Genomic DNA, 20,888 nt, shown 5'->3' with positions numbered 1-20,888 from the left:
ATCTTGGATTTACTCCCCCAAAGAAGCTGGATACCGGCTTATGGCCTGGACATCCAGGGCGGCCCAGGCAGCGTAGTTTGGCTGCCTGGGTTGCTTCAGCAACAAAAGGTGCGGCCGTAAAAGAATGTCGAAGTTGGGGAAGGTCGGCGGGCGTAAGGACTGGATTGAATCCTTGATCTTCAAGTTCTATAGGTCCTTAATGGAACCGAGGACTCGATTTCGGCAACAGTTTAGAATCATTTAATGTTTACGGCTTTTGATGCCTAAAGGTTGAACTACATGTGCTCACGCACCCGGGCAGGATACTACTCTGCCCGGGCTACCCTCTTTCCGTCATTCCCATGAAAGGGTGCGGCGGTATGATTGCGGCAGGAGTAAAAAACTCCTCTAATCAGCCGGAATCTTTACTTCCAATAGTTTGCAATGAACCTGCAGGTGGTTGGCGGAAGGGTAGAAATTAAAGGCGTCCCCGTCGCCGTAGGGATAGGCTAAAATTTGAATTTTGCCTTGAAAACGCGCGTTGGCCGGGGCTTGGTTCACGGTCTGGGCCGCCGCGTCCGGGGTGTAGTCTTTAGGATCGATCCCCACCAAATGCTTGTCCTGGGTGTGGAACAAAAACGTCACAAGAGGATAATTGGGATCGTCTATTCTTTCCTCGCCCCGGCATGTCAGAACAAGCTGATTTTCCGACTCCGATTTTACAAACACGCATGCACCGTCAGCCGCAATCTCCAAGTCCGGGTAGTAGACGTGCTCCAAAATTTCAAAGGCCTTGGCCTGAAGGCGCTCCCGGCACACCCGGCATTCCTCGCCATGGGCTTCGGCCAGCAGATCCAGGGCTTCCTGCTTGGGGTCTTCGGCATAAACCTGAAAAACTCCCCCCAAAAAAAGAAACAGCATCGCCCAACAGGTAACAACTCTAACTCTCATTTTTTCCCATATGCATCTTGATGAACGCGTCCACCGCGTCGGTGTACAAGCGGCCGGATTTCATAAACCCGTCGTTGTGGGAGCCGGAAATCTCTACAAAGGCTTTGGGCTCAGGCGCGGCGTCAAAAAGGGCTTCGCCCTGGTTGAACGGAATAACCTCATCCTGTTTGCTATGGAAAAAGCAGACCGGCGCCTGCACATTGGGAATGCGGGACAGGCTGTCGTATTTCCAGCTATAGAGCAAAAAGCCGGGCGCCCAGGGATAATGGGCTTTGGCCACGTCCTTGGTGGAGGTGAACGAGGAGTCCACAAACAAAAGGCCGGGCTTTACCTGGGTCGCCAACTCAATGGCCACGGCGCCGCCCAGGGACTTGCCGAAGACGATTATCCTGTCCGGCGGAAAGCCTTTTTCCTGAACCAAATAATCCCATGCCGCCCGGGCGTCGTCAAAGGTGCCCTGTTCCGAAGGCCGGCCCTGGCTTTGTCCAAAGCCCTGATAGTCAAAAAGCAGGGCGGACAGCTCCAATTTATGGAACATCCAGGCCTGGGAAACGCGTTCGGAAATGTTCCCTGCGTTGCCGTGGCAAAAAAGAACCACCGCCCGGGCGTTTTCGCAAGGAAAAAACCAGGCGTTGATCTTTTTCCCGTTAGCGCTCGCTATATACAGGTCCTCATGCTCCAGGCCGAGCTCCTGGGGCGTGAAGGAAATTTCCTTGTCAGGATGATAGACAAGGCTGGAGAGGCAGCCGTAAAAAACCAGCGCCAATAGGATCAGGACCGCCGCTTCAACCCATCTTTTCAAAAACTCCTCCTGGTCTCCCGGAGGGATTCGGCCTTTTGCGTTTTGGGGTATTTCAAATACGGAATAATCGCGTCGTTCTTGCTGCCGCCGGTGCCGTCGTACGTAACGGAAACAAAAGGCACACCGGTGATTTTTTCGATCCTGTGCGCCAGGGCTTCCGTCACCATGGAAGGGCAGCAGAAGGCCGGCGAGGTATGGACGATCAAGGCCAGGTCCGGGTACTGTTTTTTCAGGTACCAGGCTTTAACGATATTGTCCATGGTTTCGCCGGTGTTTTCCTTGATTGCGCCGTATTTGGGCAGGATATCCTCGAAAGAATCCTCAAAATTTTCGTTCACGCCGCCCAGCAAGGGGCTGAACAAGCGGTGGTATTTCTTTTCGATCTGCATGGCTGCCGTGAGGAATGCCTTGGAGGATATGGCGCTCATATACATGCCTTCCTTGAACCAACGGCGAAAATAGGCGCCGGCCACCATTTTCAGGTGCGAGCTGTAGGGCGTGGTAACCGCCTCGCCGCCGGCAGCCTCGATCACGCGGACCAGGTTCTGGTTCATGACGTGGTTATCCACCACGTACACGTCGCCCATAAGAGCCGCTTTGGGGCGGCTTTCCGAGCGGTCGACGGGAATGTTCTTGAACCATTCAACCACTTCGGCGGCGGCCTCGTATTCCCCGCCGCCTTCATAAAAGGCCTTGGCGAGAAGGCTGAGGGATTTTTCCATGACGGCGTCGGTCCGGCCTTTTTCAAATTCATAGGGCCGAATGGAGCACGCCGCCCGATTGATGAACCCGCCCAGCATGTAGCACAAGTACACGGATAGAGGCATTTTCACCGAAATGTCCAGGAACGAGGCGTTCCCGGCGTAGACTCCGGCCTTTTCCAGCCCTCCGCCCATGCTGTTGATTGCGTCTTTAAGGAACAGGGGGAACACGCCCAGGTTGCAGGCCCATTTGCCGTCCGGCGCCCAAAGCAGGGTCTGGGCAGGGTCCAGGTTGTGGCGGATGACGTATTCCCTGAATTCCTCGGCGATCACGTTCATGGGCACGCATTGGCCGGAGTTGTGGCGCATGCTTTTCATAATCACGGGTTCGCTTTCCTCCAAAAGCCGGGCGTCAACGCCCCGGCCCCGAAGCGCGGCCGCAACCAAAGGCATGGCAATGGGGTCCCAATTCGGGATGACCAGGGTCTTGTCCCCGACCTTGTCCTCCCGGGGCGCGGACAAAGGAGGCAGAAGCACGGATATCTGCTCGCGGGAATCTTCATAATGGGTCCGGAAGGAACGCACCGCAGCCTCGATGCGGGTTTCGTAGCCCACGGCGGAATCGTGCTCGTCCAGTTGCAGCACCAGGTAGGGCTTGTCAAAAGCCTCCATAACCCGCTTGAAATAGTCAATCACAAAGGCGTCGGGCGAGCACCGGAACGAAGTGACGAAAACCGGATAAGCCCCTTTGGTCTTGGCCACGGCTGCCGCGGCTTCCAGGATTTTGGAGGCGTAATGCCAGTGCAGGCTGTCCAGGATATCCCTGACCATGGACAGGTCCTTGCCTTCCGCGGGAAACATGTCCGAATAGAAAGTCCTGATGCCCATGGAGGAAAATATGTCCGGGATGTTCTTGTTCATGGCCGGGCTCAGGATGGTGTAGGGCCGGCCCAACAGCACCACGTTCAGGTCGGCGGCAGAGGCTTGCTTTTCGTATACGCCGGCCAGGGCCTCTTGGCGTGCGGTTTTTTCCTCCCGGGCCAGGTCATAGGCTTCGGACACCTTCATGAAGCCCGCGTTCACTCCAGGGATGCGTTTGACAGCCTCGTAAAGCTCCTTTTTAACGTGCCAAGAGCTGTACAGGTAATTCACCAGGGGGCTCAGAAAGCGGTCCGGGCTTCCCATGGACTCGACCAGGGCCGGAGCGTATTGGGTGTAATAGCAATACTGCCGCCGGGTTTTACGCGTGTTCTGCTTTTGCTCCAGATAAAAAGGCAGGAACACATAATCGGCCTTATCCAGCAAATGCTTTACATGACCGTGGAGGGCGGTTATGGGCGCGCAAAAGTCGGTCCGGCACAGGCTTTTTCCGTCCTTGATGGCGGTCTTGTAGTTCTGGCTTGTTATCGTGCGAATTCCCAAAAGGTCGAAAAACCGGCGCCACAGGGTCACGTCGTCGAACAGATGCAGGGCCGAGGGAATCCCCACCACCGGGCCTTGTACGGCGGACCGGGAAAAAGCGTGGATCTGCTTCCGCTCCTTGAACAAGTCAAAGCCGGAGGTGTTGGAATCCACCTTTTTTTGGGTGTCGTAATCCCTGCCGCATAAAAATCCGAAAGCCGCTGTGCGGCCGTTAACCACAGCCTTGGTGATCTTGCAGTTATTGCCGCACAACTGGCAGACCTCGGACTCCACGGGGATGTCCTTTTTGTACAAATCCAAGCCCGCAAACCGGGTTTCCTGGGCGGGTGCGTCGGCCAAAGCCAGGGCGCAGCCCAAGGCGCCGGTCAAATGGCAATACCGGGAAACCATGATGGGCTTGCCAAGTTTCTGTTCGAACGCGGCCACCAGGGCTTTGTTCTTGGCCGTGGCGCCGGTGAAGATGATCTTCTTTCCTATCCTGCTGGCGGTGGCTACCTTGGTCAGGTAGTTCTCGCAAATGGAATGGAGGGTGGAAGCCAGCATTTCGTTTTGCGTGCAGCCCGAAGCCAAAAAGTAATTGATGTCCCGCTCCATGAAAACGGTGCACCGGTCGCTGGTGACAGGCGCGGGAGAGCCCATGGCCCTGGCCGGGTAGTCCGGCAGCGGACACCCCAGGCGCTGGGCCTGCTCCTCCACAAAAGAGCCGGTGCCGGCCGCGCACACGGTGTTCATGGTGGAAAAAACCACGGACCCGTTTTTCAGGCAGGTGAACTTGGAATCCTGGCCGCCTATTTCGATGATGGTGTCCACGGCCGGCTCAAGCTCAACCGCAGCCCGGGCATGAGCCGTGATCTCGTCCAGCACAAGGTCGGCGCCGATAATCTGGCCGATAAACTTGCGGCCCGAGCCGGTGGTAGCCGCGCCCGCGATGGTTGCGTCCGGAGCGTACTGGTTCAAAAAATCGTCCACGGCCTGAAAGACTTTTTGCGCGGCGTTCAAAGGCCGGCCCGAAGTGCGGGTGTAAAACCCTCCAACAACCCGCCCGTCCGGCAGAATCAACGCAGCCTTGGTGCTGGTGGAGCCGATGTCCAGGCCGATGGTCAGGGAAGGCTTTTCCGGCAGGTCCGTGGTGTAAGCGTCCACTTCCACGGATTCCGGGGTTTTTGCCTTTTCCCGGGGATACAGATAAGCCTGGGCGGAAAAATCGGGATGGGTGGACAAATTCAATTCCAAAGGCGGGAAGTAGGATGTTTTCAGCTCGTCCTTTTCCCTGAACAAAGCGCCCAGAGGCCGGGACCGGCCCGACCCGGTATACTCGTCCGCCAGAATGCAGGCGGCGCCGATTGCCGGATACGCGCCCGTGGCGTCCGGGGTGATCTGCAAGCCCATGAGGCTTTCCAAATGCCCGAGCACCGCCTTGTTCCGGGACACGCCGCCCGTAAAAACCAAGGGCTCGCACAATTGATCCGCTCCTGAAACCAGTGTGTCGGCGATGTTCTTGGCCAGCCCCATGCACAGGCCATCGCAGATCTCAGGCAACGAATACCCCTCCTGCTGGGCGTGCACCAAATCCGTCTTGGCGAAGACCGCGCACCGGGAGGCGATCTTGGGAATGGCGCCCTGGTTGGACAAGGCCACCCGGCACAGGTCCTCGATGCCGTCCAGGTTCAAACGGTTGGCCTGCTGATCCAAAAAGCTGCCCGTGCCGGCCGCGCAAGAGGTGTTGGATTTGTAGCCCGAATAGTCGCCCTGGTCGTCAAAATGGATGAGCCCGAATTTCTCCGCGCCCACAATCAGGATGGAGCGCACGTCCGGGTGAAACAGCCTGGTTCCGGCGATGGTCGCCACCCGGTTGTCGATACGCGCGTCCGCATTGATGAACCCTGGCGTGGAGGTGGTGGCCGCAATGGCTTCCACGACGGAAAGGTCGAAATTGTCGTTCAGGATCTTGTTCAGGCAGCCGGCGGCGTCGCCGTGATGAAAGCCGTAGGCGGTTTGCACCACATCCTTGCCGCTCGTAATCAAAGCCAGGGAAACCGATACCGAGCCAACGTCTATTCCCAGGAAACACGTGTCCATTTATCATAACTCCCGCGTGAGTTGTTCTTGATCCGTTGGGAGTAATCTTAAAGGGTTTTCCGCCGCCCTGCAAGTTAAAGTATAATTTTATCGGATATTTACCGTGTGTGGAATAATGAAGGAATGACATTTATGTAAGGCTGGCCGGGATGGATTTGTCTCCATGGACGGCGTTTAGCCGCAACTGATAGCGGGTGGCCGCGGCAGAGCAGTATCCTGCCGGGGGGCGCAAGCACATTTTTTCAAACTGTGAGGCAATGAAAACCCGGGGAATCCCGACAACAATCCTGCTGCTGAATACACATAGATTTCAATGAGTTCCATATTCATTCCCACGCGAAGCATGGGAACGAGATTTTTGGCAAGGCCTTTCGCTTGGCGGCCTTGCATGATTTCTAAAATCATTTAGGGCCGCCCCTTTTGCGCTCCGCGCCCAGGCAGGATACCGCGCTCTGCCTGGGCCACCCAAGCAAAGGCGGCATTGCCCTGCACGGTTCAATAGGGAAGGATTTCGGGGGACATGAACGTTATCTCTGCAAAGAAAGATCGTAGGTCGAATGGTTCTGCGTTGTTTAAAGATCGATAAAAATCGCAAATCCGGATGAACCTGCGCCGGAGTAATGGAAAAAACTTCCGTACGCAGGTTCATCCGACATCATATTACCCCATAAAGCAGGCTTCGGGGGTGCTGACCACCGCGTCGTTGGTGTTCGCAATGGCGTTCATCTTGCCGATGGTTCCGGGCAGGATGGAGTTGATGAAGTATTCGGCCGTCTTCAACTGGCTCAGGTAGAAAGCGGCTTCCTTGTTCTTGGCGGCCACTTCGGCGGCGTCCTTGTCGCCCACGATCTTGTCCAGTTTGGGAGCGGCGATGACGGCCCGCCACAGGAGCATCCAGCCCATGACCACGTCGCCCATGACTTCCTGGAACGGAGTGGCGAAGGAGAAGGCTTCCTTGATCTTGCCGGAAGCGGCGGTGGAGCCCAGGTGCATGGCGATTTCGCTCAGGCGTGTGACGGCCTCTTCCAGCTTGGAGGCGTCCTGATCCAGGACGGGATTCTGCTTGGCCTGGGCCACGATCTTGCCGATTTCGGACAGCAGGTTGATGAAGTAGGCGCCTTTTTTCATGCCCATTTTGCGTCCCAAAAGGTCCATGGCCTGGATGCCGTTGGTGCCTTCGTAGATGGAGTTGATCTTGGAGTCGCGCATGATCTGCTCCACCGGGAACTCCTGGGTGTAGCCGTAGCCGCCGTAGCACTGGATGGCCTCGCCGCAAACCTGGAAGCCGCGATCCGTGCAGTAGGACTTGATGATGGGCGTGAGAATTTCAATGACGCCCTGCATATAATCCTTTTTGGCTTCGTCGGTTTCCAGTTCGATCTTATCGAAAAGGTTGGCGCCGTAGTAGCAAAGGCTGCGCATGCCGTCCACGTGGGCCTTCATCCACAAGAGCATGCGCCTGACGTCCGGGTGCTTGATGATGGTTACGGGAGCTGCGTCGTGGTTGAACATGTCGTCCAGGTCGCGTCCCTGGACGCGTTCCTTGGCGTAGTTGACGGCGTACAGGTAGGCTGCGCTGGCGTTGCAGGCGCCGATGGTGCCCACCAGCAGGCGGGCTTCGTTCATCATGTGGAACATGACCTGCATGCCCTTGTTGACTTCGCCCAAGAGCACGCCCTTGCATTTGCCCTGGCCGCCGAAGGTCAGGCTGCATGTGGAGGAGCCCTTGAGGCCCATCTTGTGCTCGATGCCCGTGCAGACCACGTCGTTGGGTTCGCCCAGGGAGCCGTCGTCGTTCACCCAGATTTTGGGAACGATGAACAGGGAGATGCCCTTGGTGCCCTTGGGGGCGCCTTCGATGCGGGCCAGTACAGGATGGATGACGTTGGGGGTCAGGTCCTGCTCGGCGCCTGTGATGAAAATCTTGTTGCCGGAAATGTTGTAGGTGCCGTCGTCATTGGGCGTGGCCGTGGTGGACAGGTTGCCCACGTCAGACCCGGCTTCGGGCTCGGTCAAGACCATGGTGCCGCCCCATTCGGCGGAGTAGAGTTTTTTCAGGTACAATTCCTTTTGCTTGTCCGTGCCGAAGATTTCGATCATCTTGCCGGTGCCGTGGCCTGCATAGCCGTAGGCTGCAAAAGCGAAGTTGGCGCCGATGATGTATTCGATCACAGCCTGGCCAATGGTCAGGGGAAATCCCTGACCGCCCACTTCCGGATCTTCGGTCATGCCGACCCATTCGCCTTCCACCAGCAGTTTGTAAGGCTTTTGGTAGCATTCGGGAACGGTAACCTTGCCGTTATCGAAAATGGCTCCGCCGGCCCGATCGCCCTCAGTCAGGGTGGGCAGGACTTCCTTGACCGCATAATTCCTGGCCTCGTTGATGAGCAGGTCAAAGGTTTTTTTGTTGAATTCCGCGTATTTTTCGTGCTCGCAGAGCTTGTCCGCTTCCAGTTGCTCGAAAAGCACAAAGTCGATATCCCTACGGTCTGCAATATACTGCGCCATGCCTATATCCTCCTCTTATTGTTTTTAATTAAGGCCTATTAACGACAAAACGCCGCCAATATCGTTACGCCGCCAAAGCGGCTTTTCATTCTTTCCAGTTTTTCCGTGTGTACCAAATATCGAGAACAAAGGCCGAGTAAGAGGCTTGGCGCTAATCGAAATCAACGCCCTGGATGCTTCGTCCCTTCCCCCCTGGCGGGGAAGGACAGGATGGGGGGGACGCTTGCATTCAAAAAAGCTCACCCCCACCCCAACCCTCCCCCGTCAAGGGGGAGGGAGTTTTTACTGCCTCTTCACCATCGGAATTTTTCTTATTGTCAGCCATAACAGACGGAGGCGCCAAGAAAAATTTCATTCCCGATAGTTGATTCCCTTATTTACATCCAAGACGGCTAAATCCGTCAATAGATTACACCTCCAGGGCGGCTTCGTATCCTTCGCGCACGGCGTCGCCCAGGTTCCTGGTGGCTTTGGCGTCGCCCAGAAGCAGGACTTCCATGCCGTCGCTCTTGAACTCATCAAACAAGGTCCGGACCGGGGCGGCGCCCACGGCCATGACCACGGTGTCGGCCGGGATGGTTTCCGTCCCGTCCGGGGTTTCCACCACCACGCAGTCGTCCCTGATTTCCACCAGCTTGGTCTGGGGCTTCAAGGTCACGTCCGAGAGCTTGAGGCTCTTCATGAGGGACCATTTGCTGGTGCGGCCCACGTTGGTGGCCATTCTGTCCAGCACGTCGATGATGGTGATGTTACGCAAGGATTTGCGGGACAAGCCGGTGAGGTACTCCGGCGTTTCCGCCTGATGATAGGTCAAAAAGGCCAGGGTGGCTTCGTCCGGAACGTCCATGCAGGCGATGGTGTGGGCGGTTTCGCAGCCGGTGGCGCTGCCGCCGACCACCACCACGTTTTTGCCGATGTGCGGGGTCTTGCCCAAAAGGTAGTCCCAGGCCTGAATCACGTGGGGCTTGTCAGCGCCGGGCACGGGAATGTTGATGGGCAGCGCGCCGGAAGCCACGGCCAGAACGTCGGGCTTTTCCTTTTTGACCTTATCGGGCGTAAGCTCGGTGTTCAGCACAACCTTGACGCCGTAATGGTCCATGCGCTCGATAAGGCTTGTGAGAATCCTTCCGAATTCCTCCTTGCCCGTGGGCGCCATGGCCAAAATCAACTGACCGCCCAAATGATCCTGTTTCTCGAACAAGGTCACGTCATGGCCGCGTCTGGCTGCGGTCAGGGCGAACTGCATGCCGGCCACGCCGCCGCCGGCCACCAGAATCTTTTTCGGGCTGTCCGTGGCCTTCTCCACCAGCGTCTCTTCCAAACCGCACCGGGGATTCATGATGCAGCGGACTGGCTGGCCGCCGAACAGGATGTCGAAGCAGCCCTGGTTGCAGGCGATGCAGGGGATGATTTCCCACTCGCGGCCTTCCTTGACCTTGTTGGGAAGTTCGGGGTCGGCCAGCATGGGGCGGCCCCAGCAGATCATATCGCAGGCGCCGGAGCGAAGCGCCTTTTCCGCCACGTCGGGATCGCCCATGCGGTTGGATGCGATGACCGGGACATTGACCTTTTCCTTGACGCCCCGGGCCAGGTACACATACGCGCCCGAAGGCACGTTGGAGGTCAGTTGGGGAATGTTGGTCTCGTGCCAGCCGCCGGTGACGTTCACGTAATCCACCCCGGCTTTTTCGGCGATGACCGCAAAGTCGGAGGATTCTTCGTTGGTGTGCCCGCCGGGCATGAAGTCGTTGCCGGAGATGCGCAAGCCCACAATATAATCGTCGCCAACCGCCTTGCGGACCGCTTCGATGACTTCCCGCCCGAAGCGGGTGCGATTTTCAAAGGAACCGCCGTATTCGTCTTTCCTGTGGTTGGTCACGGGAGACAGGAACTGGTTGATCAGGTATCCGGTGCAGGCCAGGATTTCCACCACGTCATAATGGGCGTCCTGAACCCTCTTTGCGGCGTCGGCGTACAACTGAATCGTGTTCTTGATGTCGTCGATGGTCATTTCCTTGGGAACTTCCCGGGTGATGGCGCTGGCCAGCGCGGAAGGTGCAAGAGGCGGCAAACCGGTCAGCATGGAATGAGCGTAGCGGCCCTGATGCAAAAGCTGGCCCACGGTTTTGGTTTCCGTTTCCGCGTGAATCTGGTCGTTTAATTCCCTTAACGCGGGAACATTCGTATCGTCAAACAGGCCGACAATAAAAGGCGCCGCGCCCGCCTTCTCAAACCCCAGGGGGCCGATGGTCATAAGGCCGATGCCTCCCCTGGCCCTTTCAAGGTAAAACTCCTTAAGCCGGCTGTTCATATTATAGTCGGTGGTGTACAAAAGCCCCATGGCCGGCATCATTGTACGGTTGCTGATTTGGAGGCCTTTGATGGTGAATGGTTCAAATAATTTGACGTGTTCCATGATGAATCACCCCTCTGTTTGGTGGTTGGAAAGCGTGAACCTTAAATTGCCGGTCCGCTGTTTTTAAGCGCTTTTTTACTCGGGAGCGGAATCCGCATTGAACCCAAACCCCCTGAAAATAAATTCTTCCATGACATCCGCGATTTCCTCCGGCGAAAGACGCCCGGAAGGCGTGTACCACATGGGAACCCAGTTCATGGCCCCCATGGCTGCAAACGCGGATATCCGCCAGTCCTTGCAATGGACCAGGCCCGCTTCCTGCCCTTCCCGAATAAGCTGCTGAATGCATTCCAGAATCTGGTCCCTTTTTTCCACAACCTGGGGACGCATCTTTTTCGGCAAAAACCGGGATTCCATCCTATAGGAGGCCAACACCTCGTTGCGCGTTGCTATAAGCACCAGCGTCCTGATGGCTTTGCGCAGCTTCTCCACTAAAGGCGCTTCCGAATCCACGACTTTCTGCAGCGCGTCCGCGCTTTCGGTCATGGCCTGCATATGGAGTTGAAACAGAATGTCGTCCTTGCTTTTTATATAATGATACAGGCTGGCTTTGGACAATTGGAGCTTGGCGGCGATTTCCTCCAGGGAAACCTCTCCAAAGCCTTTCTGCGCAAAAAGCTGCGCGGCGTTTTCAAGAATTTGCTGCTGCTTCTCGTTATATCTCTGCTGTCTGAAAGACATTTCCGGCATAGACGGTTTTTTCCTACCCATGGTTGATTTTCGACCCTCGGTCGAAAGACTAAAGAAAACCCGACTTCCTGTCAAGTGAAGAAAACGAACGAATCTTCAAAAAAACTCAGCGCAGAAAAATTGACCGCCCGGACCATGCGGCCCCCGGCATTGCATGCCGCGGCTGGCCGGTTAAATACGCTTTAGGCTAATTTCGATACTGGTGGGCGGGGTTTGCCTTGTTCGGTGGCAGTAAAGAAAAAAATCGGCTTTCAAAAAACGGCGGTTTTTTATATGCTTGGGTGAGATTTTCCTCATTTTCAATTCACCCGGCAAAAATAAGGAGGGCGCGTGGCGATTATCTTCGGCTTATCATTCGGAGTGCTATTCATGCTGATTTGCGGCCTGTTAGGCGCCGCCATCGGTTATGAAGTCCTCCATATCGGCTTTAGCCTGGCCTTTGTCTTTGGGTTGGGCGGCTTTGCACTAGGCGCCTACATGGGGGCGATCTTGGGACGAGTCCCGAGGCTGCTTGATAAAATTAGCGCCCTGGAAGCCCGGCTGGCCCAGATGCAGGCAGACATCAGGGCCATGCGTTCGGAGCAAGCCAAGCAAAAGGAGAAGGCTTCGGCCCGGGCGGCCCAGCCCGAACCGCAGGAAGACGTTCGGCCGGAACCCTCCCCTGGCCTTGAAGCACAGCGGCCTACGCCGCAATTTGAAGCCCCCAAAGCCATTGTCAAACCGGCTGACAAGCCTGCCGCCGCCAAACAGGCGACCATGGAAAAGCAGCATGCCAAAGAGACTCCCAGGCCGGCGCCGCCTCCCGTCCCGCCCAGGCCTCAGGCAAGGGCGGTTGCAACCCAGGAGCCGCCTGCTGGACGCCCGATCAACCCCATCGAGCAGGGTGTGAACAAGGCGGCCGAATTCATCAGGAACTTCTTCACCACGGGTAATGTGGTGGCCCGGATAGGAATCATCGTCCTGTTTTTCGGCGTGGCCTTTTTGCTCAAGTACGCCACCACCCGGTATCACGTGGCCATAGAATACCGGTTTATGACCGTGGCCGTCCTCGCCATGGCCATGACCATCCTGGGATTTCGCCTGCGGGAGAGGCGAAGAGGATTTGCGCTTTTGCTTCAGGGCGGCGGCATCGGCATTTTGTATATGACCGTGTTTTTTGCAGCCAAGCTGTACCACCTGATGCCTTTGGGCATGGCTTTCGGGTTGATGGTCGTTTTGGTGGGATTGATGGGCGCCGTGGCGGTTTTTCAGGACGCCCGGGCCACGGCCTTTATCGGCATGGTGGGCGGCTTTCTGGCGCCGGTGCTGACTTCTTCGGGCGCCGGGCAGCACGTCATATTGTTTTCCTATTATGCGGTCCTGGGTTTGGGCATTCTCGGCGTGGCCTGGTATAAATCCTGGCGTGAGTTGAACCTGCTGGGATTTATGTTCACTTTCGGCGTGGCCGGATTGTGGGGGGCCAATCACTATAAGCCGGAGCTTTTCGCCTCCACCGAACCTTTCCTGATTATATTCTTTGTGTTTTACGAGAGCATCGCGGTGTTGTTCGCCCTCCGCCAGCCGGTCCATTTGCGGGGCTTTGTGGACGGGACCCTGGTTTTCGGCACGCCCATCGTTGCCTTCGCCTTTCAATCCGTTCTTGTCAAGCACATCCCCTACGGCCTGGCCTATACGGCTCTGGGCGCCAGCATTTTTTACCTGATTTTGACCAAGGCCCTGTGGAAAAGGCAAATTCCGGGGCTCCAGGTGCTTACGGAATCGTTCCTGGCCTTATGCGTGGTCTTTGTGAGTCTGGCGATTCCTTTGGGGCTTAGCGGCAAGTGGACCTCCGCCATTTACGCCTTTGAAGGGGCCGGATTGATCTGGATAGGCATTCGCCAGAACCGGGTGTTCGCCCGTTTCTTTGGTTTCTTGCTGCAATTGGCCGGAGCCATTTTCCTGGTGGAAAACCTGGGGCATTCCCGCCATTTGACGCCGGTGGTGAACAGCGACTGCCTGGGCTTCGCCTTTGTGGCTCTGGGCGGGTTGTTTTCATCCTATTTTTATTACAAACATAAAGACGCAGCAGGGGAGATGGAAAAGCCCCTGCACCTCGTCTTATTGGCCTGGGGCGTTTTATGGTGGCTGGCCGGAGGCCTGCGGGAGGTGGAACTGCATATTCCTCACACCATGGACTATTGGGAGGCCGCCTCCTACACGGCCAACATGGCCCTGTTGTTTATAACAGCCACGGCTCTGGCCATGCATGCACTCATCAAAAAACTGGATTGGAAAGCCATGGGCTATGCGCTCGTTGGATTCGCACCCGCCCTGACCTTGTTCTACTGGCTTGGACTGGACAAGGGCTTCTACCATGACAACCCATTAGCCAAGCTGGGCTGGGCGGCGTGGCCCTGCGCCCTGGCGGTCTTGTATTTTATTTTAAAGCAGCACGAGGGCGAAGCTCCGGAAAAAGCCTCCAAAATATGGCACGCTTTGGGCTGCTGGCTGGTCATCCTCCTTTTGGCGTCCCAGGCCTCTTGGGGCCTGGATGAATTGGTCAATGGGGCCAAGGTCTGGCCCATGGTTGCCTGGGGCTTGATTCCCGGCCTATTCGCCGGATTGCTGCTCTTTCAAGGAAACAGCCTCGGCTGGCCGGTTTCCTGGAACAGATCCTTTTATCGGGGAGGCGTACTTTGGCCGATCCTGGCCTTTTGCCTCCTATGGTGCATCGCCGCCATTGTGCATCCGGGTGATCCCACTCCCCTGCCTTATATCCCGGTGGTCAACCCCCTGGAGCTTACCCAGGCCTTTGTGCTGACTATTTTATGCGTTGCGGCCGCGGGCTTCAAGCAAAGCCCCTGGAAAACGGTGGACGACCATGGGTTTAAAATTCTTTGCTTTGGGTTTTTAGGGCTGTTGATTTTTATTGTGAGCAACGCGGTTCTCTGCAGGTCCGTGGTGAATTTCGCGGACATCCGTTTTAACAGGCTGTGGGACTCCATGCTGTTCCAGATGGCCCTTTCCCTGTTCTGGACACTATGGGCCGTGGCCCTGACCGGCGCAGCCAGCAAAAAGGGCTGGCGAATCGTATGGTTCGCCGGTGCGGGCCTGATTGGCGTGGTAACGCTCAAACTCATCACTGTGGACCTCTCCCATTCAGGCGCGTTGTGGAGGGTGGCGTCCTTTATCGGGTCGGGAATTCTCATGGTGGTCATCGGATACACGGCGCCGTTGCCTCCCCAGCAAATCAAGGATGACAATTTATGAAGACGCTTGTAAAAACCGCATTGATATTTTTCCTGGCCCTGGCTGCAACCGGCTTTTGCCAGCCTGCACCCAATGATTTCGCCTATGGAATCGCCCTGGAGACTCCGGGGGAATCGGCGATTTACCGGTTTGAAACCCCGGACGAGGTGTACCACTGGATCGTGGACCCGGCTTTGGGAGATCTCCGCATTTTCAACGGCGGCGAGCAGGTGGTTCCCCACACGCTGCTGAAAAGCCCGTCCGAGGTGAAAAGCCTCAAGCCCGTGTACACGGAAAACGCTCTGCCTCTTTTTCCCGTGTTGGCGACGGCAGACGGCAGGGAGTCGTCCGTAAACATCCATATTGAAACCGACGGCAAAGGCGCCCTGGTGAATATTAACGGCGGCGCCCAGGCGGGCGAGGATTCCTACGTCTCCTATTATATCCTGGACGTCTCGGCTTTTATGGATAACAGCGCCGACCGGCAAAAACGCCTGGATAGACTGACCCTGGAATGGTCCCACACCGAAAACGGGTTTGTATCCAAGGTGGACGTTTACGCCAGTTCGGACCTGTCCAATTGGCGCAGGATCGCCCATGACGCGGCCCTGGCAGACATGACTTTCGGCGAGCACAAACTGATTCGCAACGAAATCCCGCTCCCGGAACCCATGGACAAGTATCTCAAACTGACCTGGCCCAAGGGCAAGGATGGGGCTGTCCTGGATAAAGTCACGGCGCGTTTTCGCAAGGACCGTAAAAAGGTGACCAAAACGGAACCCAAGGCGCGAACCATGGATTTGCAGGCGGTGCGCGGGGAGGAGCCCCAGGAGTATCTGTTTCAATGCCCCGGACGTTTTCCGGTCCAAAGCGTGCAAGTGGATTTGCCCCAGAAAAACACCCTGGTCAAGGCCAGCCTGTTTTGCCGGGATGCGGAAGATATGCCGTGGACCAAAACGTTTTCCGGCCTGATTTACGACCTGAACGTGGACGGAACCCGGATCGCCAGCGAAACCATTACGTTCGAGCCCCGGGGCGCCCTGTATTGGAAGCTGGCGGTCAACCAGGGGGAAGGCGGCATGGGGCCCGGCCTGCCGCGCTTTAAGATCGGATACCAGCCCCATACCATATGCTTTGTGGCCCAGGGGGAACCGCCCTTTACCTTGGCCTTCGGCAGTTTTAAATACAAAAGGGGGGACGCCCTGGTGGATCCTTTGCTGTCGGGCCTTTCCCCCGATAACATGCCGAACCTGATTAAGCCCGCCAATGCCAGCCTCCAGTTTGAATTGGGGGGCCAAGCCGCTTTAACGCCGCCCAAGCCCCCTTTGCCCTGGAAACGCATTATTCTATGGGCTGTTTTGTGCCTTGGGGCGGTCGTTGTGGCGGTTATGGCCTGGAAGCTGTCCCGACAAATGCCTGACAAGCAGTAAGGAGCCTATGTTTTGAAAACCGACGAAACTGTGAATAAAATGCAAGCAGCCGTTAAGGAATTTGCCGCCGGCCGCATCGCCCCAGCCCAACTGTATAAGGCCGAAGAATTCCCTATGGAATTGTGGAAGGCCATGGGCGAGGCGGGACTTCTGGGGATTGGAGTTCCCAAGGAATTCGGCGGTCAGGGCGGCGGATACACCGACATAGCCCGGTGCGGCCGTATTCTTGGCGCGGCGGGGCATAGCCTGGGCCTGACGGTTTCGTGGATGCTCCACCTTGCAGCGGCCAAATTTCTTATCATGAACATGGGATCCCGTGAGCAAAAAGAGGATTTGCTGCCTAAGCTGGCAAAGGGAGAAATGACCATGTCCCTTTCCATTTCCGAGCCCAAAACCGGCGCCCATCCCAAACACATGAAAACCCGTGCGCTCTTCGAGGACGGAAGCTACGTGATCTCGGGGGAAAAGGCCTATCTCACCAACGGCCCCATCGCGGGCATGTACGCGGTGATTGCAGTCACGGAAGAAAAGGAGGGGAAAAAGCAGTTTACGGCCTTTTTGGTTCCCCGCGAGACTCCTGGCCTGACCGTGGGCGAAAATATGGCTCTGGACTTTTTCAAGCCGTCGCCCCACGGAGGAATCGTCCTGGAAGCGTGCAAGGTTCCTGAAAGCGCCGTGCTTGGGCCTTTTAACCAGGGTTACGAAACCATCGTCAAAGCCTTCCGGGATACCGAAGACATTTTGATGATGGGGCCTGTGTGCGGCGGCATGGACCGCATTGGGGAATTGCTGGCCGAGCAGTTAAAAAAGGCCGGAGCGCCTTCGGACGATAAGCTGGAAGCCCTGGGGCTTTATCTTTCCCTGTGCAAAGGCCTGTTCGCCCTGGCCCTATACGGCGCGGAAAAACTGGAAAAAGGAGAGCCCGATCCGGACCTGGCCATGATTCCGGTTTCGTTCCGCTTTATGTCCAAAAAGGCTTTGAAAGTGGCTCTCGGCATTTTGGAGGACGTGAATCCGGAGGAAGGAAGCGAACTGGCCGTGACCCTGCACGACCTGATTTTTTCCGGCCGCATTGCGGGAAACGTTTCCAAAATCAAGCAAAAAATGATGGGGAAAGCGGCTTTGATTTAAGTTGAGCCAGACTTAAAAACAACATAATCCGGGGGGATGAAATGGAAAAACCAAAGGCCTTGGCTGTGCTGCAGATCATTACCGGCGCGGGAATTATTTGTTTTTGGATCGCTTTTTTCACGGTCGGACTGGCGCCGGAAAACCCGCCCGACGGCTACTTTGCCTTTGAGCATTCCTTTCCCTTGCCGGACGGAGTGCTTTGCCTGGGCCTGATCGCCTCGGGAATCCTTTTGCTGAAAGGCTCACCAAAGGGCCGGACATTAGGCCTGATAAGCGCGGGCGGGCTGCTTTTTTTGGGATTGATAGACTTTTCCTTCAACATCCAAAACGGCATGTACGCCATGGGGCTTGGTGAATCCCTGCCCAACATGTTCATCAACGCCTGGTGCGTGGGGTTGGGAACAGCCATGGCCGTGCGCCTGGGGAAGCCAATAAGCTGTTAACTTTGTTGGTCAAAAACTAACTTCCGAAACCCAAGAAACTGTCATATTAACCACGGAAGACACGGAAAACACAGAAAACGACCTTTCGGCGCCTTCCGTGTGTTCCGTGGTTCATGTTTTTTCGAACTCGTTCCCATGCTGTCAGCCCGCGCCGCGCAGTAGTTTTTTTGCGATGCTGCTGTCGCGTGGGGGCGAAAACCTAACTTTTGCTTTTCAGGCCCCTCTCTGTGTTTTGAGTAATCATTGAAACTGTTCATACTAAACATCATTGTCTTTATCTTTACGAGTTATTGACTTTTTGACGGGCGGCTCCTAAAATTGAAACGTTCGTATTATCTTGTTTTATATAATTTTGTGCGGTCGCACGCCCATTCGGCCGGCTTATTGCACTATAACATTCTGGACCTCCGTGGAGAAAAATGGGAAAAAGAGAGTCCCGGCGGTAATTTACAATAATCCGTAGGAGGTATGCTCAAACAGTGTTGAACACATTAACGTTGATCAGCCTGGCCGTGTTTGTCGCGGGAGGGGCCTATAAAGTCGGCTCCTGGTTCGGCAAGGACGCGTGGGAGGAAGACAAGTCATCCTTTCTCAAGCGGCTTGCAGCATCCGTCGTGGGCCTGGGGAGCGCATTCTTCAGCCTTAAGCTGCTTGTTCTGGTCAAAGTCTTTTTCCTGGACGTCCTTTTCCAGAGAAAAATTTTGCGTCAAAGCCTGTATAGGTGGGTTTCCCATATGATGATTTTTTGGGGATTTATCTGGCTTTTGGCGTTTCACGCATTGGGAAGCATATTCGCAGAGCCTTTGTTCGGCCCGGACTACATTTGTCTTAATCCCTTGTTTTTTCTTCGCGAGCTAACCGGGCTGATGGTTCTTGCCGGACTGAGCATGGCCTTTTGCCGCCGCATCTGCTCCCGTCAGCCCCGCATGAAGACCGGGAGAGACGACTTGGCGCTCCTGGCCTTGCTGATTTTAGTCATGCTTTCCGGATTTCTGCTGGAATCCGTGAAGATAAGCTCCCATTATGTTTTTATGGACATGGTTGAAAACTGGGCGGGCCTTGACCCTGATGATGACGCAGAAGACATACTGGCCCTGAGGGTTTATTGGGAGAAAAACAACGCCCTTGCTTCCGCCGGGCGGACCCATGATCCGGGACTGGCGGAAGACGGTTTTTACGTGCATGAATCTTATTGCATGTCCTGCCATGTTTCCAATAAGTGGGCTCCGGCAGGCTATCTTCTGGCAAAGGCCATTGGACCGGCTGCTTCCAGGGCCAACGGACCGGGCGCCGTCAGCTTTTTTTACTGGCTGCATGTGGGACTTTGCCTTGCCGGGCTTGCCTCCCTGCCTTTTACCAAGTTGTTTCATGTTTTTTCCACGCCTCTTTCTCTGCTGATCAACTCAGTGACCGACTGGGAGCGGGTGCATCCCGCGAACGCAGCCACAATCCGGGCCATAGAGCTTGACGCATGCGTGCACTGTTCCGCCTGCAATCTTAACGAATCCATGGCTGTGCTTCATTCTCTGACAGGGAACGACTGCATTTTGCCCTCGGAAAAAATCCGCATGCTCAAAGGCGGGCTGCACAAATTGACCGAGCAGGAGAAATGCACGTTTGGCACAGGGCTTACGCTTTGCACTTGCTGCGACAAATGCTCCAACGTCTGCCCGGCCGGCATTCAACTCAAGCAGATATGGAAGTCCACGCGCGGGCTGTTGTTCCAGCAAAAAGACGTGGATTTTTCGCTTTTGTCTCCGCTTTCCTTTCATCCTTCCTTGTCTACGGGCATTGACTCTGACGGAGCTTTAACGGGTCTTATCCAAAGGACAAGGGAGGCTGCATCCTACGGATGGTCCGGTTCCGACCCCGGACCGATTAAGCTGGGGAAAAAGAATCCCAAAAATTCTCTGAAAAGCCTTATGGACAAAACCCTCCCGGGCGCCACGGCGGCCAGATGCATGGGGTGCGAGATGTGCACCAACGCCTGCCCGGTTCCCGGCCTGTGCGACAATCCAGCTGAAACGCTCGGCCTGATGCCTTCCCAGATCATCAGGGCCATAGGGCTGGGACGGGTGGATATGGCTTTAGGCGCGGGCATGCTTTGGTCCTGTCTCAGTTGCTATCGCTGCCAGGACGTATGTCCGGCGGGAGTGCAGGTAGCAGACGCCCTGATCGAACTCAGGAACATCGCTCTCAACACGGCCGGGGCGGAATATGACTCCCGAAGCGAAGCCGCTGACTCTTGTCCAGCCAAGCTTGTTTTCAGGCCGGGTAAAAGGGAGGATCAACAATGAAATACGCCTATTTCGGCGGATGCAACATCCCCTTTCAGATGCCTGAAACAAACGCGGCAATCCACGCCCTTCTGGGGGCCTTTTCCATTGAGCTTGCAGACCTCAGGGAGTTTACCTGCTGCGGATATCCCGTAAAAAAACTCAACACCAGGGCTTGGTTGACTGCCGCGGCCCGAAATCTCGCCCTGGCTGAAAAAAAGCAAATGGACATTGCGACTCTTTGCGCATGTTGCTACCACAGCCTGCGCATGGCAAAGGACAGGCTGGCCCGGGATTCCGCCATGGCTGACGAAGTGAACAAGGTCCTGGCGCAGGAAAACCTGGAGTACCGGGGGCGGGTGCGTGTGGAGCATGCCCTGGCTGTGATCGCCGCCGCCGCCGGGCCGGACGGAATAGCCGGAAAGGTTGTCAGGCCCATGGAGGATTCGAAGGCGGCCTGCCACTATGGATGTCATCTTATACGCCCGGCAAACGTCATGGGTTTTGATGATCCTTTTGTCCCGACCATCCTGGACGAAATGGCCGCGGCGACAGGCGCCACGCCCATTGAATGGAGCCGTAAAATGGATTGCTGCGGCGCTCCTGTACTGGGCGCAGACCGCGACCTGGCTCTGAAACTAGCCAGGGGCAAGCTGGAAAACGCTGCAAACTCCGGAGCTGATATACTTTGCACCGTGTGCCCTTTTTGCCATCTGTTTTTTGAGGATGTGTTGAAAACTCAACCCGCCGGCCCCGGGAATGCCCCATATCCCGCTCTGGTGAATTACGCCGTCTTTTTCTGCCGGGCGCTGGGCCTCAAAATCTAAAGTTT

General features: G+C 56.1%; 13 protein-coding genes. 6 read left to right on the top strand and 7 right to left on the bottom strand.

What is annotated here, in order from left to right; translation table 11 throughout:
* Nucleotides 1-387 precede the first annotated feature (387 nt).
* The 7 genes from G491_RS0121175 to G491_RS0121145 form a co-directional block, all read right to left on the bottom strand.
* On the bottom strand, nt 388-930 hold the full coding sequence (locus G491_RS0121175) for a hypothetical protein (protein WP_169829489.1): 543 nt from the start codon (nt 928-930) through the stop codon (nt 388-390).
* Nucleotides 920-1,732, bottom strand: a complete 813-nt coding sequence (locus tag G491_RS0121170; protein ID WP_028315992.1) for an alpha/beta hydrolase — start codon at nt 1,730-1,732, stop codon at nt 920-922. Before G491_RS0121170 ends, G491_RS0121175 begins: the two co-directional genes overlap by 11 nt.
* Nucleotides 1,729-5,934, bottom strand: a complete 4,206-nt coding sequence (locus tag G491_RS0121165) for an acyl-CoA dehydratase activase (RefSeq protein ID WP_028315991.1) — start codon at nt 5,932-5,934, stop codon at nt 1,729-1,731. Before G491_RS0121165 ends, G491_RS0121170 begins: the two co-directional genes overlap by 4 nt.
* A 174-nt stretch (nt 5,935-6,108) precedes the next feature.
* Complete coding sequence (locus tag G491_RS35600; protein WP_028315990.1) at nt 6,109-6,339, bottom strand: hypothetical protein; 231 nt, start codon at nt 6,337-6,339, stop codon at nt 6,109-6,111.
* 255 nt (nt 6,340-6,594) lie between these two features.
* Entirely contained in the window at nt 6,595-8,442 is a 1,848-nt protein-coding gene (locus G491_RS0121155) for an acyl-CoA dehydrogenase (RefSeq protein WP_028315989.1), read from the bottom strand.
* A gap of 409 nt (nt 8,443-8,851) precedes the next feature.
* A complete protein-coding gene (locus tag G491_RS0121150) occupies nt 8,852-10,858 on the bottom strand; it encodes an NAD(P)/FAD-dependent oxidoreductase (RefSeq protein WP_028315988.1) in 2,007 nt (668 codons plus the stop codon).
* 75 nt (nt 10,859-10,933) lie between these two features.
* A complete protein-coding gene (locus G491_RS0121145) occupies nt 10,934-11,548 on the bottom strand; it encodes a TetR/AcrR family transcriptional regulator (RefSeq protein WP_028315987.1) in 615 nt (204 codons plus the stop codon).
* Between the two features lie 330 nt (nt 11,549-11,878).
* On the opposite strand from G491_RS0121145, the gene G491_RS31830 reads away from it, so the two are divergent.
* From G491_RS31830 to G491_RS31825, 6 genes are all read left to right on the top strand, one after another.
* Nucleotides 11,879-14,797, top strand: coding sequence for a DUF2339 domain-containing protein (locus tag G491_RS31830; protein WP_157468458.1), 2,919 nt, complete (start codon nt 11,879-11,881; stop codon nt 14,795-14,797).
* Nucleotides 14,794-16,206: a DUF3999 domain-containing protein gene (locus G491_RS0121135; RefSeq protein ID WP_028315986.1), complete on the top strand. Its 1,413-nt coding sequence runs from the start codon at nt 14,794-14,796 to the stop codon at nt 16,204-16,206. Before G491_RS31830 ends, G491_RS0121135 begins: the two co-directional genes overlap by 4 nt.
* Nucleotides 16,207-16,218: 12 nt before the next feature.
* The gene (locus tag G491_RS0121130) at nt 16,219-17,337 is read left to right on the top strand and encodes an acyl-CoA dehydrogenase family protein (RefSeq protein WP_028315985.1); all 1,119 of its coding nucleotides are present in this window, start codon (nt 16,219-16,221) and stop codon (nt 17,335-17,337) included.
* A gap of 41 nt (nt 17,338-17,378) precedes the next feature.
* Entirely contained in the window at nt 17,379-17,780 is a 402-nt protein-coding gene (locus tag G491_RS0121125) for a DUF8058 family membrane protein (protein ID WP_028315984.1), read from the top strand.
* A 479-nt stretch (nt 17,781-18,259) separates the two neighbouring features.
* Complete coding sequence (locus tag G491_RS0121120; protein ID WP_157468455.1) at nt 18,260-20,077, top strand: 4Fe-4S dicluster domain-containing protein; 1,818 nt, start codon at nt 18,260-18,262, stop codon at nt 20,075-20,077.
* Complete coding sequence (locus tag G491_RS31825) at nt 20,074-20,883, top strand: CoB--CoM heterodisulfide reductase iron-sulfur subunit B family protein (RefSeq protein ID WP_051327426.1); 810 nt, start codon at nt 20,074-20,076, stop codon at nt 20,881-20,883. Before G491_RS0121120 ends, G491_RS31825 begins: the two co-directional genes overlap by 4 nt.
* The last annotated feature ends 5 nt before the right edge of the window (nt 20,884-20,888 follow it).

The sequence above is a fragment of the Desulfatibacillum aliphaticivorans DSM 15576 genome (assembly GCF_000429905.1).
Classification (GTDB): Bacteria; Desulfobacterota; Desulfobacteria; order Desulfobacterales; family Desulfatibacillaceae; genus Desulfatibacillum; species Desulfatibacillum aliphaticivorans.
Note: the sequence above shows the minus strand (reverse complement) of the source record. Positions and strands in the feature narration are given on the sequence as shown.

What these genes read in the sequence shown, in the direction of transcription:
- G491_RS0121175 (WP_169829489.1), bottom strand. Translation starts at nt 930, where the DNA reads ATGAGAGTTAGAGTTGTTACCTGTTGGGCGATGCTGTTTCTTTTTTTG.
- G491_RS0121165 (WP_028315991.1), bottom strand. Translation starts at nt 5,934, where the DNA reads ATGGACACGTGTTTCCTGGGAATAGACGTTGGCTCGGTATCGGTTTCC.
- G491_RS35600 (WP_028315990.1), bottom strand. Translation starts at nt 6,339, where the DNA reads ATGATTTTAGAAATCATGCAAGGCCGCCAAGCGAAAGGCCTTGCCAAA.
- G491_RS0121155 (WP_028315989.1), bottom strand. Translation starts at nt 8,442, where the DNA reads ATGGCGCAGTATATTGCAGACCGTAGGGATATCGACTTTGTGCTTTTC.
- G491_RS0121150 (WP_028315988.1), bottom strand. Translation starts at nt 10,858, where the DNA reads ATGGAACACGTCAAATTATTTGAACCATTCACCATCAAAGGCCTCCAA.
- G491_RS0121145 (WP_028315987.1), bottom strand. Translation starts at nt 11,548, where the DNA reads ATGCCGGAAATGTCTTTCAGACAGCAGAGATATAACGAGAAGCAGCAG.
- G491_RS0121135 (WP_028315986.1), top strand. Translation starts at nt 14,794, where the DNA reads ATGAAGACGCTTGTAAAAACCGCATTGATATTTTTCCTGGCCCTGGCT.
- G491_RS0121125 (WP_028315984.1), top strand. Translation starts at nt 17,379, where the DNA reads ATGGAAAAACCAAAGGCCTTGGCTGTGCTGCAGATCATTACCGGCGCG.
- G491_RS31825 (WP_051327426.1), top strand. Translation starts at nt 20,074, where the DNA reads ATGAAATACGCCTATTTCGGCGGATGCAACATCCCCTTTCAGATGCCT.